This is a genomic window from Candidatus Tremblayella endosymbiont of Pseudococcus viburni, assembly GCF_964031255.1.
This window is the reverse complement of record NZ_OZ035015.1, coordinates 95,115-109,322: the sequence shown is the minus strand read 5'-3', so window position 1 is coordinate 109,322 and position 14,208 is coordinate 95,115. Positions and strand designations below refer to the sequence as shown.

The 14,208-nt window shown below is 58.3% G+C and carries 12 protein-coding genes and 1 tRNA gene; 7 read left to right on the top strand and 6 right to left on the bottom strand.

The window, feature by feature from the left end; translation table 11 throughout:
• Window positions 1-963, bottom strand: coding sequence for a homoserine kinase (locus tag AAHM87_RS00630; protein ID WP_457913247.1), 963 nt, complete (start codon window positions 961-963; stop codon window positions 1-3).
• Window positions 963-1,268, bottom strand: coding sequence for a hypothetical protein (locus AAHM87_RS00625; RefSeq protein WP_457913246.1), 306 nt, complete (start codon window positions 1,266-1,268; stop codon window positions 963-965). Before AAHM87_RS00625 ends, AAHM87_RS00630 begins: the two co-directional genes overlap by 1 nt.
• Window positions 1,269-1,569: 301 nt before the next feature.
• Between AAHM87_RS00625 and rpsU the strand changes: the two genes are divergently transcribed.
• The 3 genes from rpsU (at window position 1,570) to AAHM87_RS00610 (ending at window position 3,060) form a co-directional block, all read left to right on the top strand.
• Window positions 1,570-1,761, top strand: a complete 192-nt coding sequence (gene rpsU, locus AAHM87_RS00620) for a 30S ribosomal protein S21 (protein ID WP_457913156.1) — start codon at window positions 1,570-1,572, stop codon at window positions 1,759-1,761.
• Window positions 1,762-1,799: 38 nt separating this feature from the next.
• On the top strand, window positions 1,800-2,999 hold the full coding sequence (locus AAHM87_RS00615) for a sigma-70 family RNA polymerase sigma factor (RefSeq protein WP_457913155.1): 1,200 nt from the start codon (window positions 1,800-1,802) through the stop codon (window positions 2,997-2,999).
• A tRNA-OTHER gene (locus tag AAHM87_RS00610) sits at window positions 2,990-3,060 on the top strand. The genes AAHM87_RS00615 and AAHM87_RS00610 overlap by 10 nt, the downstream gene beginning before the upstream one ends.
• Window positions 3,061-3,379: 319 nt before the next feature.
• Here the strand turns inward: AAHM87_RS00610 and leuB are convergent.
• Genes leuB through AAHM87_RS00595 form a run of 3 tightly spaced genes read right to left on the bottom strand, consistent with a single transcriptional unit; the run spans window position 3,380 to window position 6,457 of the window.
• Entirely contained in the window at window positions 3,380-4,447 is a 1,068-nt protein-coding gene (gene leuB / locus AAHM87_RS00605; protein ID WP_457913154.1) for a 3-isopropylmalate dehydrogenase, read from the bottom strand.
• Entirely contained in the window at window positions 4,444-5,052 is a 609-nt protein-coding gene (gene leuD / locus AAHM87_RS00600; protein WP_457913153.1) for a 3-isopropylmalate dehydratase small subunit, read from the bottom strand. Before leuD ends, leuB begins: the two co-directional genes overlap by 4 nt.
• Window position 5,053: 1 nt before the next feature.
• The gene (locus AAHM87_RS00595) at window positions 5,054-6,457 is read right to left on the bottom strand and encodes a 3-isopropylmalate dehydratase large subunit (protein ID WP_457913245.1); all 1,404 of its coding nucleotides are present in this window, start codon (window positions 6,455-6,457) and stop codon (window positions 5,054-5,056) included.
• A gap of 174 nt (window positions 6,458-6,631) precedes the next feature.
• Here AAHM87_RS00595 and AAHM87_RS00590 point away from each other — a divergent pair, with 174 nt between their 5' ends.
• Window positions 6,632-7,612: a malate dehydrogenase gene (locus AAHM87_RS00590; RefSeq protein ID WP_457913152.1), complete on the top strand. Its 981-nt coding sequence runs from the start codon at window positions 6,632-6,634 to the stop codon at window positions 7,610-7,612.
• Window positions 7,603-8,367 (top strand): 4-hydroxy-tetrahydrodipicolinate reductase, encoded by a 765-nt coding sequence (locus tag AAHM87_RS00585; RefSeq protein WP_457913151.1) that lies wholly within the window; start codon window positions 7,603-7,605, stop codon window positions 8,365-8,367. The genes AAHM87_RS00590 and AAHM87_RS00585 overlap by 10 nt, the downstream gene beginning before the upstream one ends.
• 917 nt (window positions 8,368-9,284) lie before the next feature.
• Here AAHM87_RS00585 and AAHM87_RS00580 read toward each other — a convergent pair.
• Window positions 9,285-10,172 (bottom strand): transaldolase family protein, encoded by an 888-nt coding sequence (locus tag AAHM87_RS00580; protein WP_457913150.1) that lies wholly within the window; start codon window positions 10,170-10,172, stop codon window positions 9,285-9,287.
• 3,028 nt (window positions 10,173-13,200) lie between these two features.
• Between AAHM87_RS00580 and AAHM87_RS00575 the strand changes: the two genes are divergently transcribed.
• Window positions 13,201-13,680 carry a hypothetical protein gene (locus tag AAHM87_RS00575; protein ID WP_457913149.1) on the top strand — a complete coding sequence of 160 codons (480 nt, stop codon included), beginning with the start codon at window positions 13,201-13,203 and terminating at the stop codon, window positions 13,678-13,680.
• 44 nt (window positions 13,681-13,724) lie between these two features.
• On the top strand, window positions 13,725-13,859 hold the full coding sequence (gene rpmH / locus AAHM87_RS00570; RefSeq protein ID WP_457913148.1) for a 50S ribosomal protein L34: 135 nt from the start codon (window positions 13,725-13,727) through the stop codon (window positions 13,857-13,859).
• Window positions 13,860-14,208 lie beyond the last annotated feature (349 nt).

Sequence of the window (14,208 nt, the reverse complement as noted above, 5' to 3'; positions counted from 1 at the left end):
TTATCCACTGCCTCTGGCGATGCGCACGTGCCACGCTGGCCTGAAGGCCCTTGGCTCATGCAGACTTCGCATGCCTGCTACCCTGTGCCTATAGTAGCCGCATAGCCGCGACGTCCAGAACCTTATGGATGCAGCCCTTAGCGCCTCTATTATGCACGACCGCTCTCTACACGCAAGTGGACGCAGCGTCTGGTAAGCATGGAGAGTAGCCCTTGCCATGTCCCAGCGCTCTCGGCCTGCGCAGTGCGCACGCCAAGCCTCGGACAGTATGGCTGTATCCATGACCATCTGCCCGCAGCCGGCAAAGTGGAAGTCGAAGCACCCGCTTAGCCTCTCCCTGGCAGTACGGCTCGGTGCCACCAGTGATACGTTGTCCTGGAAGAGGTCGTAGTGGCACAGCCCCCGAGGCAGCCTATCGTACCCCGGAGATAGCACTAGGCGTGCAAGGAGCGACGTCTCGTGCTCAAGAGCATGCTGCGAGCCTCGCGGTGAGTGCGAGGCGGCCAGCCTAGCGCTCGAGCGCACCCAGGCCTCTCCGTGTATATGAGGGCAGTAGTACATACACCCCCAGCATGCCAAGTGCAGCACTGCAAGCGCGGCTGCTGCGCGTGAGGCCGCAGCCTTGCCGGCAAGTAACGCAACTCTGCCAACCAGGTTAGCACCTGCTACTAATATCATGCCACCCACTGTTGCGCACAACGGGGCATTCGTGCAACAGCATGGCGACGGGGTTGGTAGCCCGTTCAGGCACAGCGCATAAGCCAGGCACGCGCTGAAGCTTGGCGCAGCAACCGAGCTTGCTTCTAGCACCGTAGCGACAAGCCGCCGTTCCAAGGTGTGAACGTAGAAGTTGCTGTTCTCGGAGCCCAGCACAGTCCCCCGGATGCTCCTGACCCCACCCTGACCGAACTCATGCACGCACCTTCCTATGGCCGAGCGCGGTAAAGCCGTGAACACAGCCATCATGCAGCCTCTGCCATGTACGCCAGGCTGCGGTGCATGGCACGGTTGGGCTTAATTGCACGTGCCGCCTTGTCGATGCACTCCCCCATGGCATCGTCGAGCTGAGGCACCGCGCTGCCGCCTTGCGCTCCAATGCCTCCAATGACGCGCGTCGTGTATCCTGAGGCAACAATAGCAGCCATTGTCCATCCTATCGCTGCAACGTGCGCCGATGTATGATCTACAGCACTGCACCTACGGTTCTCCAGTGGCGATAGCGCTCGGATAAGGCCTACCTCCACTGCTGTCCCAATTCCTGGGCTCACGGTGCAATCGCTGATGTTATTGCCGCCAGCACGAGCACGCTGAAGCAAACCGCAGTGGTTTGCCGGCGGTTTGCTTGGTGAAGGTGGGACTGGGCGGCAAGCTCTGGCACAACGCAGCCATGGCGCAGTGGCATGGCGCCATTGCGTGAGGACTCGCTAGACACCAGCCCTAGCTGCAAGTCGTAGACTGCCATGCACGCGTCGTCGAAGGAGCTCTCCACGCCTGCGAAGCTGGCTTAAGCACTACTGCACCGCAGGCCTATGGTGCAGTCGTGGCGCGCAAACACAACCATGCGGTTATATGAGCACAGTAGTTGTAAGAGACACTGAGACGTTCGAGGCTGCGCTAAGGCGGTTCAGGCGCTTGGCCGAGAGGAGTGGTATGCAGTCTGAGCTACGGCGCAGGGCTGCTTACGAAAAGCCAACCGCAAGGAGAAAGAGGAAGAGAGCTGCGGCGATCAAGAGGAGCATTAGGCGGCGATCTGCGCGATAGCCCAGCCAGGCTGCCTGTACCCCAGGACTGCGTGCCGCATGGAACGCAGGGCGCAGAGCGCAACGCGGAGGCCATGTTCACCGTCGGTCCTGAGAGGCCTTACGACGTGCGGCCTCCGCGTTGCGCTGGCGCATCCAGGGTCCGTGCTGCACGCGCTGCGTGCTTCGGCGTTTGCCGTAGCTCGGGGAAGTTCACGCGCACGCTTCTGCATTGAGGGCCTCAGCGCAGGCGCCATGCGACCAGTGCTGTGCTGCCATGCACCTAGGCATGCGATAGCATGGGGCTCAGTGCTGTCACGTCTGCGCCGCATAGCCAGCGCTCTGCACGACCGCATTGCGCCACAGGCTTCGGGGATGGGTCAGGCGTGCATCCTTTGGCGCATCGGCTCCCGTATCACCGCTTTCAAGCTAGCCCCACGCGCAGTTGCTATGCTAGAGAGTGCGCTGCGGCCCAGCGTGCCAGCGCTCTCTCTAACCTGCGTCCATTGCTCAACTGCGACCGTTTGTGCAGTTGTAGACACCATCGGGACCAGGGCCAGATGTCTAAAGGACGAGGCAGTCTGCCTGCACATGGAGCTGGTAAGATGCATAGCAAAAAGGCATGCAGCCAGGAGTATGCGACTTGGCGACCTGATTCAGGAGGGGGTTGTGGGGCTAGTGAGGGCTTTGGATAGGTACAGGTGCAAGGGCGGCTGTCAGTTCACGACATACGCTTCTTGGTGGGTTAGGCAGCACGTCGTGCGCGCATCCCTAGCGCGCCAGTGGGATGGTCGAATCCCCCCCGCCCTGTATGGCATGCTGTGCCGAATAAGGATGGTGGCAGCAAGCCTCATACATCGCAACGGACATAGACCCACCCCTTCTCTCGTGGCTCGCGAGCTTGGCATACCTGCACACGCTGCCGATAGCGCTCTGCTCGCGCTATCGGCATACCATGGGGGCCGTTCTATGCCTGGTGCCGTGGCGGACCTGGTTGCTTGTATGGGCGAGGTGCATGCCCGCAACGCGGCTGCTGCGCGTGAGGCAAGCGGTGCACGCAATGTCGGAAGCGTAGCTGCAATGACGGTCAGGGAGGCGTCAATCCTGAGGCTGAGGCTTGGTGCATGGGTCGGAGCACGGCTCACGCTAGGCGACATAGGCAGGAGGTTTGGCATAACGCGCGAGCGTGTTAGGCAGATAGAGGCGAGGGTGCTCAAGAGGGCTCGCCGGCCAATGCTGCCATGCTGCGCAGGCCTGTAGCTCAGCTGTAGAGCGCTATAACCACGGGGTAGCGGCCGTTGATCGACCCCAACCAGGCCTAAGCACACTGCGCGCAGTGCGATAGCCCTCCGGCAACCATGCGCTACGTGACGTTGGCAGTTGCGATGCCGTATGGCATTGCGCAGCTGCGTATTGCGGCAACCAAGGTCGATCAAACGAAAACGGCATCTATGCCGTCCTGTAGCGCGCCCTGCATGTCAGCTGTGCAGCGCGCGTTGTGCTCGTGACGTGTGGTTACGGGGGATGCAGGCACAGCTAGCCAGAGCTGCCCTCTAGCCAAGGCAGCATGGCGCCTAAGGCTGGCCATCTAGCTGCAGACCACCCCACTACGCCGTAGCACACAGCATGGGGTGCGATGGTCACGACATGTACCTCAGCTCTGCCATTACTGCATCGCCGACTTCTGATGTGCTAGCACAGCTGGCCTTGCCATAAGGGACGCCTTGCGCTGGCAGAGCCCTAGCAACACGCTCAACGGCAGCCTCAACGAGGGCAGCCTCGGCGTGCCAACCAAGTGCGTGCCTGAGCAGCATTGCTAGGGAAAGGATAGCGGCTATGGGGCACGCTACGCCAAGGCCTGCTATGGATGGCGCTGAGCCGTGCACTGGCTCGTACAGACCCCTGCCATTGTGGCCTACCGCGGCGGAAGGAAGCATGCCAAGCGACCCTGGCAGCATAGACAGCTGGTCCGAAAGTATGTCGCCAAAAAGATTTCCAGTTAGCACAACATCGAAGTCGTGCGGGCTGGACATTATCTCAACCGAGGCACTGTCAACGTAACAGTGCTCTAGGTGTACGTCAGTGTACTCGCACGCTGTGGATGCAACGCTGTCCCTCCACAGCCGCGATGTGCTCAGTACGTTCGCCTTGTCGACAGACAGAACCTTGCCGCGCCTATGCCTGGCAGCCTCGAACGCGAACCTTGTTACGCGCCTTACCTCCGCATCCGAGTAGCGCATGGTGTCGAAGCCCTCAGGAACTATGGCACCTGTCGCGTGCACAAGCCTGGTGCCCCTTGGCCTCCCGTAGTACGCGCAGCCATTGAGTTCCCTTACGATCAGGATGTCAGAACCTGCGGCATGGCTATACCGTGAGCCTAGTGGCTGCGCCGTGCACAGTATGGGCCTGAGGTTAATTGAGCAGCCCATGATCTTCCTAAGAGCCAGGAGGGCCGTCTCAGGCCTAAGGCCGTCCTCGTGGTCGCCCGGCTTATTGTCTCCAATTGCGCCAAGGAGTACTGCATCTGAATCTAATACGAGCCTTTCGGTTATCTCAGGCAGCACGTGCCCAGAGGCATCATGGGCAGTCCTGCCCGCATGTCCCACGTCAACCTTTAGCTCGCGTCCGCCGAAGAAGGATAGCACCCTTAGCGCCTCGCGCATTACCTCCGGCCCTATTCCATCGCCCGGAATCGCGGTAATCCTCATCGCCCTGCCCTTATCAACGCCGCAAGGGTGTACTGATGGGGGTTTTTAGCCGCCTCGTGCTCCAGTATGTCGCTGATGTTGGCAAGGATTATGCGCGCTGCGCTTACCCCGCGCGCAAGTGCCATCCTGTAGAACGCCGGCATGCCGAAAGATGACGCACGCCCTGAGCAGAACACCACCCTGGCGCCTACGAGGTCAACATGGACGCTTCGCCTAGCTGCGCAGCCGGATATCAGGGCAGCCTCTGACGCAAGATGGCTGCCTAGTGGTATGGGCAGGATGCCATTCCTGATGCAGTTCAGGTGGAATATCTCAGCGAAGCTTGATGCCACTATGGCAGCGTACCCGTGCCGTGATAGGGCCCACACAGCGTGCTCCCTAGAGCTGCCGCTCCCGAAGTTTGAGCCTGAGAGCAGCACCGTTGCCTTGCTGCGGCATGGGCTGCATGCCCCGAACCTGTTGCACCTCCTCCACTCGTTGAACAGGTACCTCCCTAGTCCTTCCCTACCGGCGCACGAAAGGAACTGCTTAGGTATTATTACGTCCGTGTCGATGTTGTCTCTCATTAAAGGCATTGCAATGCCCCTATGCTGTGCCTGCCTCATGCTACGTCCATGCGAGTGAGCTTGGATCGCAGACGGATCCAGTAATGGCAGCGAGCGCGGCCGTTGCTGGGCTTGCTAGGTGCGTCCTGCTCATGGGGCCCTGCCTGCACTCGAAGCTCCGGTTGGACGTTGACACGCATCTCTCACGGTACGCCAGCTGGTCTGAGTTCATTGCTATACACATGGAGCACCCAGGCTCCCGCCACTCGAAGCCAGCCCTTGTCAGTATGCCACCAACCCCCTCCCTCTCAAGCTGTGCCTTCGATGCCATGGAGCCTGGGACAACAATGGCGCCCCTGATCCTCCTATGCACCCTGCCGCCAAGTATGCTCACAACCCGCGCTGCCATTCTTATGTCCTCTGCTCGTGCATTTGTACACGACCCTATGAAGACGAAGTCTACCCCCAGGCATGCAATGGGCATCCCAGGCTCGAGGGACATGTAGTCCAGCGCAGCCTCTGCTTCGCTCCTATCCCTTGGGTCGGGAATTGCTAGGGGGTCTGGTACACGACCGCGAACTGAGGAAGACATGTACGGCGCTGTGCCCCATGTTATCTGTGGCTCTATGCGGTCTGCGCGCATAGCAACCATCCGGCTATGCTGGGCCAGCGCATCGGATGTCGCATCCATAGGCATCTTGCATGGCGCGCGATGGCAATGTCGGCGCGCCCCCCTGGCGTGCATGTAGTTGAGCATGGGGTTGTCTGCGCCAGATAGGCTGAACCTGGCGCCTGCTTCTATGGACATGTTGCACACTGACATTCTACCCTCAAGCGGCATGCGTCCAATAGATCCTCCGCCTAGCTCCATGCAGTAGCCAGCACCACCCCCTGCTCCTACCATCGACGCCATGTGTAGCGCTACGTCCTTTGCGCAGCACCCTGGTCTCAGCCTGCCTTCCAGCGAGATGAGCAGGCTTCGATTCCTCTTCTGGCGAATAGCCCGTGCTAGGAGGATATTTGCAACGTCAGACGTACCTATGCCCTGCGCCAGTGCGGCAAGCGCGCCGTGCGTAGAAGTGTGGGAGTCCCCGCACGCAACGCTGCCAGATGGAAGCGTTGCGCCCTGCTCAGGGCCAGAAACGTGCACTATGCCCTGTCGCCTGCCGTGCACCGGGGAGCACCTTATGCAGTGCTTCTCGCAGTTGCTGTGCAGCCTGGCTACCTGACCGCATGGCCATACTCTACGCCTGCGCATTTCGTCCGTAGGAACGTTGTGGTCGGGCATGGCTACGGTAGACCTGCCATCGTGCACGTCCAGCCCCTCCCGGCTAAGTAGGCCGAATGCCTGTGGCGACGTTACTTCGTGTATAAAGTGTTCGTCTATGTACAGGAGGGTTGTGCCATCATCATAAACGCGGATGGTATGCGCGTTCCATAGCTTGTCATACAGTGTGCACGCTATCATGCCTGTATTCGTGCCGCGACTTTTGGCCCCCGGCGCGCACCGTAACCATGTCCTGCAGCGCGTGTCCGGCGCGCGTCGGGGGCTTGTGGCTGAGCCGCGCCGTGTAGTGTAAAGTTTGCTTAGCAGTAGGCCCGGTGCACGCGCATCGGAACAGCACCGCCACCGATCGGCATGGCACGACGTAGGGTAGTGGCAATCACAGGGGCGACTGGGAGCATAGGGTACTCCATATCCACGCACATAGTCAGGGGTGAGCTGTATGGGGATGGCGTGCCTGTCCACATTGTACTAATGGACTTAGAGCCCCACAAGCCTAGGCTTGTATCCATGCGAAAGGAGCTTGAGGACTGTGCTTCACCGCTCCTTGCACGCGTAGACGTCACCACTGATCCTAGGGCAGCATTCTGCGAGGCTGATGCGGTGTTTCTCGTAGGAGCTGCAGCAAGGAGCGCAGGAATGGAGCGGCGCGACTTGCTGGCCCGTAACGCCGCAATATTTAGGGAGCACGGACAGGCAATGAGGGACGTAGGCAGTTGCGATGCTAAGCTGCTCGTAGTTGGCAACCCTGTTAACACAAACGCCTACGTCTTGGCTAGGTATGCACCCAACATCCAGCGGGAGAACGTAACAGGGCTACTGAGGCTAGACTACAACAGGGCGCTGCAGTACGTGTCGTCCGGCCACAATGTAAGCCCCAGTCTAGTCGACAGGCTCGCCGTGTGGGGCAATCACTCCACTACCGTTTTCCCAGACCTTAGGAACATTACCGTAGGAGGCTTGCCTGTGCAGCATGCCTCGGTGTGCGGCATAGATACAGGCCTAGTGTCGCACGTTAGGGCCAGGGGGGCAGAGGTGATAAGCCTTAGGGGCTCCTCTTCTGCCCTCTCCGCTGCAGTGGCTGCAGTCGAGCACATGAGGGACTGGATAAACGGCACGGAGCGTGAGTGGACCTCTATGGCAGTACAATCAACGGGCTGGTACGGGGTGCCTGACGGCATAGTGTTTGGAGTGCCGGTGCGGTGCATTGGCATGGGATCGTACGATGTGGTAACGGGCATCGAGTTCGAAGGCGCTGCACATGATATGCTGCGCGCGACCATAGCAGAGCTCGTATCGGAGCGCAATGAGGCATCAGGCATTCTATGCGCCTAGGCCAGGCACAGCATAGCCAGCGCGCGCAATACGTTCTTCTGTCGCTCGCTGGCTGTGCCGGTCGTATGGGCGCCCTAATCAGGACGATACTTGGGCGGCACCAACATGCCAAGCTAGTGGCACCGCTAGCTATGTCCGGTGAGTGCAGGCGCATGGCGCCTGGCCCTTGTGCTATACGGACACGCCATGCCGATGCCCGTACTATTGGCGCCTCCGATGCATTGGTGGACTTCAGCCGCCCACGGTGCACTATGCTATACCTGCGGTGTGCTGCAGCACTACGCAGTCGCATGGTCATAGGCACTACGGGGCTTTGCCAGTGCGAGGCCTCATATGCACGAACTGCAGCACAAAGAATTGGCATCCTTATGTCAGCAAACACTAGCGTCGGCGTTACGCTATTCCGCATGCTTTGCTCGTATGCAGCAAGGCTATACGCAGGGTACGACTTCGGGATTGTCGAGGTGCACCACAGGCACAAGCGAGACGTTCCATCCGGCACTGCGATTGCGCTCCGACATTGCGTTGCATCCACGCAGCATGGAGTCAGTATATGCTCACTACGAGGTGGCGGAGTAGTAGGAGACCATGCCGTCTTTGTTTTGGGCGAGAGCGACGTGGTTGTTATAGAGCACAGGTCAACTACTAGACTTCACTTCGCAACAGGTGCTGTCGAAGCCGCAGTGCGACTATGCTCTATTGGCAATGGGCTGTACGATATGCAAGGGGTGCTAGGGCTCTCCACCGCGCCTTAGTGCCGTTGGCACTGCTTACGCTGGCAACCAGCCAGCACGCACTGCTCTTCAGGCATCGTATCTCGGCACACTGCCATGCAGTACGCATGGCTAGCATAGGCCATTGCGCATGCTTATTGGTATGCCGGCAAAACATTTCTCCATTGCTGCAGCCCACAGCATTGTGCAATGCCTAGGGCTGCTCTTCACTGCAAAACACACAGGCTGGGCATGGCTCGTGCAATTCTACCGGCGCAATGACACTAACACAAGCTGCGCGCAACGAGAATGGTACACCAAGAGTTGAGCTCCATGCCCAGCCTGCATTGCAGTAAGTAGGGCCAGCATGCACCCACACCGCCTGTTGGAGTGCGCAGTGGCATGGGCTGCAACATGGCAGGGCGTGCGCGTGTTGCGCTGCATGTTAGCCTGCTGCAGGTGCAATGGCACGCAGATATTCTGTATTTGGCCTTGTAATATGCGCCGGTGCATGGCTAGGGTTCTGGATGGCATGCTCCCTGTCGCACCGCCTGGCCGGTATGGGGTCGCTGCTTCGAGGTGTGCTAGCGCAGAGCAATGCAAGGAAATATGGCTGGTATAGCATGCCGTAGTGCACCATAGTGCAGCTAGCGCTATGCCATGGTAGCCAGCGTAAGCAGCTGTGCCCAGTGCACCATGGCTAGCGCCATAGCATGCCGTGTGGCAGTACTTGTTAGTACTGGTAGAGCAGGAGGGGTTAGGCTTGCTGCCACCCTAGCAGTGAGGGTGGGCGCTTTAAGAAGGGCGCTATTTATGCTCCGGGCATCGCTGTACGTGCTTCATGCTATGGCGCTAGCCAAGCTAAGTAGTAACAGCAAAGCAGGCTTCCATGCCGGCATTGAATTGCAAGCATCGCTGCAGCTAGGGCTTAGCTTGCCAGCAATGGCAAGCGTGGGCCGCTATGGCAGGCGTCTCGCTATGAGCCGCGAGAGCTGCGTTTCATTGCAGGCGAACGCCTCGATGCCGTGCTTTAGCTCTAGCCATGCCGTACGGTTCTGGGCCAGTGCACGTTCGAAGCCATGCAAGTCGCGCGGCGTAGGGCAGTGCTGCATGGTTTCGCTGAATTGCTGGCATGGCTTAGGCATGGCAGAAGCGCGCATAGCAGCAAGCCTGCGCATGATGTGCTCGCCTACGGTTACCATACCACACGCTGAAGCCATAATGACCTGCTGCGAGCACCTGAAACTTGCAGCCATGACCCTTGTTGCATGTCCTTCCTGCCTAAGGCGTGAGTAGATTCTGAGAGCGAGTGCAATGCCCTGGTCCTGAGTGGCAGAGCTACCCTGCATGGCTGGCATTCTATCAGACAGCCGACCAACGAATGGCGATATGAGGTAGGCACCATTTCGAGCGCATACCAGTGCCTGTAGCATGGAGAAAACGAGCGTCATGTTGCACTGTACGCCTTCGGCACGAAGGGCAGCGGCAGCTTGCACGCCCTGCCATGTTGCAGGTATTTTGACTAAGATTCTGTCGCGTGCGTCTGTGTGCCTACACAGTTGCACAATGCGCCTAGCGTGAGCAAGGCTAGCGTCCACGTTAAAAGCACAGCTAGCATCGATTTCAATAGATACCATACCGGGTATTCTGTCGAGCAGTTCTGTGCAGAACCGCAGTCTAATATGGTCAGCAATGTTGCGGTAGCCTTCGTTTCTATGAAGGCGAATGGTCTCATTAACCAATGAGTTGTACTCATTATTCTGGCAGGCGCTAAGGATGAGAGAAGGGTTAGTGGTGGCGTGTGTTGGTCTGAACCTGAGCGCTTCGAGGAAGCGAGCGCTGTCCATTGAAAGTTCAGAGTGGTGGGATAGGAATTGCAGGGCGCTGCTGACCATAGTAACCTCCAAGGGTAAATGGTGTATTTGGCTCCACAGCGGCCAATTGCGCCGTAGGAGCGAGCTAGCAAGGAAGCAAATGTCGGAGTCAGAGGGTGGGGTAGAAGAAAAGCTGTCATGCCATACGGCATGCAATGTCACATTGTGACTTGTGGTGCAATGAGGTAAGGGGGCATTAATGATGGAGCATATAGGGTACTACAGCTAAGATCAGCAACATGAAGCGGCGACCTGAATGCCGTGTCGAGTGTTATGTGAGTCATAGTGCACCAAATGCGGTCAGGGCATAGACCATTGCGTTGACTGTCCCAGTCCTTTCTGGTTTTGGCAGCGGTCATAGAAGATATAACGATGTCGTTGTGGAGTACTGCGGGCATGGTGCGCTAACGAGGCACATAGCCAGGAGTATAGTCTGCCGGTCGTTGCGATAGAGGTATATCCGCGCCTGGCATCAATAGCACGGAGTAGGGTTTGCTCCAACCTAGACCTAATGGTGGCAGACGTGCTTCAGGTGCTAGGGCATACCTCGTCATCGTAGGCCACCTTACGTACATCATCTCGTGTAGAATAATGATAAACACCAACGCGCAACATGCGGGGAGGATGTCCTTCATGGTATAAGACGAGCAAGGCGCAGTCCACGCTGGCTCAACCGGGGAGCTGGACTGCGCCAAGGCAATAGCACTGTGCACACAGTGCTATTGCATGCCTAGTGACTGCGCAGCAAAGCAGCTAAACACCAGCATTGCTCTGCGCAGCGCTAGCACAGGCCTCTGCTGCACCTGCATTGCTATCACCTATACAGAATGCCTCGATAGAGGAGCGCAGTACTTACTACGCACTATTATATAACAATGGCTCACTGCCATTGGCCTAGGGCGCGCAGACTGCAGTTACTGGGGATGTGCATGGCGCATTCTGCACCAGCGTGCAGGTAGGCGCTAAAAGAAGAACCATGCCGGTTTCGCACTACATGACGGGCAGCATGCTATTGCCCAACGGCTGTGCTGCGGCGTCGCTTCTACAGGGCACTAGGAAAGGCGTGCTTGCATACTGCGGCGGCGGATGCTATGGGTGAGCCGGCGAGTTGTTGTGCTTAGCTCGCCGCAATGGACAGCTCTATGCACGTCATTCCTTTGCACAGGTTGACCGGCGGTATGCTGCATACCACCAGTGCTGACGTGCAGTATGGTTGCTCAGGAAGAGCATGGCAAGCATGGCACACTGCTTCCTTGGCGCAGGCTTTGGATACACGGCCGCAAAAATGCTCTGTGCCTCTGTACTAGACGCATGAGACCCTGTCCAACAGGCACCCGCTAGCGGGTGCGTTAGCGCCATCATTGCGTCTAGCGTGTGGAACAACCAGCATGCAATCAGCACCAGCTAGTACGCCGGTAGGGCTAGGCCGTAGCATGCAACTTAGCGCTCATCTACCTGATAGCCATCTGGAGTATCCTGATTCCGCTGTTGTTGCTTTCGTCGGGGTGTACAAGGACATCTCTAGCTCCGGCGCTAGGTAAACGTAGCAATATGTAAGTGATTGGTCTGCGCAATTGCGGCAAGAACATTCTTGCGCTATCTAGGCAGTTCGCCTAATCTACGATGGATGGGTTCGCAGGTTACGCAGCCCCTACTGCTGAAGCACGTTAGAGGTATACTCAAGAATCACTTGCCATGCCTTACAGCAGTAAGCACAACGCTTGGGGTGGCTCCAACTGAGAGCCTTACGCAGCTGCAGCGATTATATTGGTGCTGGTAATCTGCTACTGCTGGTGCTGTGCAAGCAGCGGCCAGCAAGGCCGCCCTGCAATTCTGCACTCTTCGCTGATGCGCATATGAACGTCAGGAGGTTATGTACCTTCGCCGACCAATATGTCCCTCGTCGCCAGCAAAGCATATACTCCCGCTCCACAGAATGTGTGAGTACCCCTATAGCGCCGTGTAGTGCTGCGCTGTACGTAGTACGTCATGCCACGGAGACGCCGACCTGTCGAAGGAGTCAGTGCGCTCACGGATACTGAGGCTGGCAGCACACGCCGTGCACAGCACGACCATTGCCCCGGCTGTTCGTATGTCAGGTGCGCGGTATGACAGCGCGTTAGCCGGCCGATTGGAGTAAAGATGCACGGCGTTAAGGTAGCGCGAGGCAGCTCTGCCAACGAAGCTAACATTGGCACGCGCCTTGACGCAATGCGTGAACACATCAATGGCAAGCATTCTGAAGCGTGTGCTGCCTGTGCGGTGCGGGTTTGCACAGCCACACGGGTCAAGGCACCGGCCCTCCCATGCTGGCACATTTGCTGAGCAGTACAACAACACACGATGGATGGATAGCGCGCGTGCTTTTTTGATAGCACCAGGGCATAGTTTGAACAGGTTGTTGAAGCACGTGCTTGGCGTAGGGCTGCGTGGCTCCTTGGACGGAACGTGCACTGTTTGCGTGTCTAAGCGTGGCGCATTTGTGTACTTCACTACAAAAGGTATTGGCATGCAGGTTACCATGGGCATCGATGGCTGTACACCTGCTGCCATTGAGCCTGCGGTGGTTCAGCTGCGGCTGCTGGTTGAGGTAGTCAGGTCAGTTAGTACAAAGTCCCTGTCACTCATTGCAAGCGATGGGTACCTTACCGTGTTCACCGGAGATGCGTGCTTTCACATCAGGACTGCAGTGCCTGAAGAGCACTGCGACCTTGCAACATGCTCTCGCCTTGCGCACGTTGCATCTTTGGCAGTGATGGAGCTCCGGACGATCCTCATGGCTGCATGCCAGCCAATTAGCTGCCTCGATTGCGGCAGCGCGCCTCCCGATGTGCACCTGTCGATAAGCAGAGGGCTGGCGCTATGCGCATCGTTCGATGGTTCTAGGATGTCATGCGCTGCTGCGCCATGCAGGGACGGCTGGAGCAACGATAGCGCTGCGGTGCCTGTAGACACAGCTCGCTCGGTAGCTAGGCTGCTAGGACACGGCGGCATTGTTCGCATGTACAGGCTGGGCGGCGTTCTGGGCATCGCTTTCGGCCAGACGGAGGTTGCATGCAGGCTGTCCGATGCCTATTCAATGGATGCTGGCTTCGTCTTAGCACGCAGGTACGTTTTCGCTTTCTGCCTAGGCCGCAGAAGGCTGGAGTCCATCCTTAGGCGTGCGACTATACTAATGGAGAATAGGATAAGGGACCTCAGCATACTGGTTGCGCCAGGGCTACTTCTGGTCAGGGCGGCAAACACTGTGCGTGAGAAGATGGAGGAGGTAATCGTTCCAGCAGGACTGAACTACGGCATGCTTGGATCTGAGCTGATTGTCAACGCTGACAGGGTGCGGGAAGTTCTTACCGACGCGTGCCCGTACCTGGTTAGCTTTCACGTGTGCACGGATAGGCTGAGCGTAATGCTAGCTGGGCACTCTGCCCCCGTGTCCCACCGTCACGTCCTGCCCCTTGTTCGCACTGGCTTCGACGACTAGCGCAACGATCAAAGCAGCGCCCTCCTACCTTAAGTCATGGCACCATGGGCCGTACATTCCACCCGTCTAAGGCTAGGCGTAAGCGTAAACTGGGCTTTATGGCAAGGATGGGGTCAAGGACAGGGCGTTGCATAGTGATGCGCAGGATCAGGAAGGGGCGAGCCAGGCTTGCGGCATAGGTCAACGGCGCTGCTACGTCGGCGCGTCGTCCATGCTGCCTGCGCAGTGTGCAGCTCGCGGGCTCAGTATGTCATCATTGCCTATTGCTGTGGGCTGCGGGGCGTAGTTGTGCACAAGCGACATGTGCGCTGCGCTTGTGCCAGGAACAGCATACGCCGCAGGGCAGCATGGCTACTAAGGGCAAACCTGGGCTGGGCGCAAGCTCGCTGCGTGCTGTGCCGCGCAGCGCCAAGCATGGGTCTAGCTTGTGGCCCGGGTCTTTTAATTGAGCTGGCATTGGACATCAGGGAGCGCATGCTACGCGACAGGAGTGCAGCGCTGTGCGTACTGCCATGATAAGCAGACCCA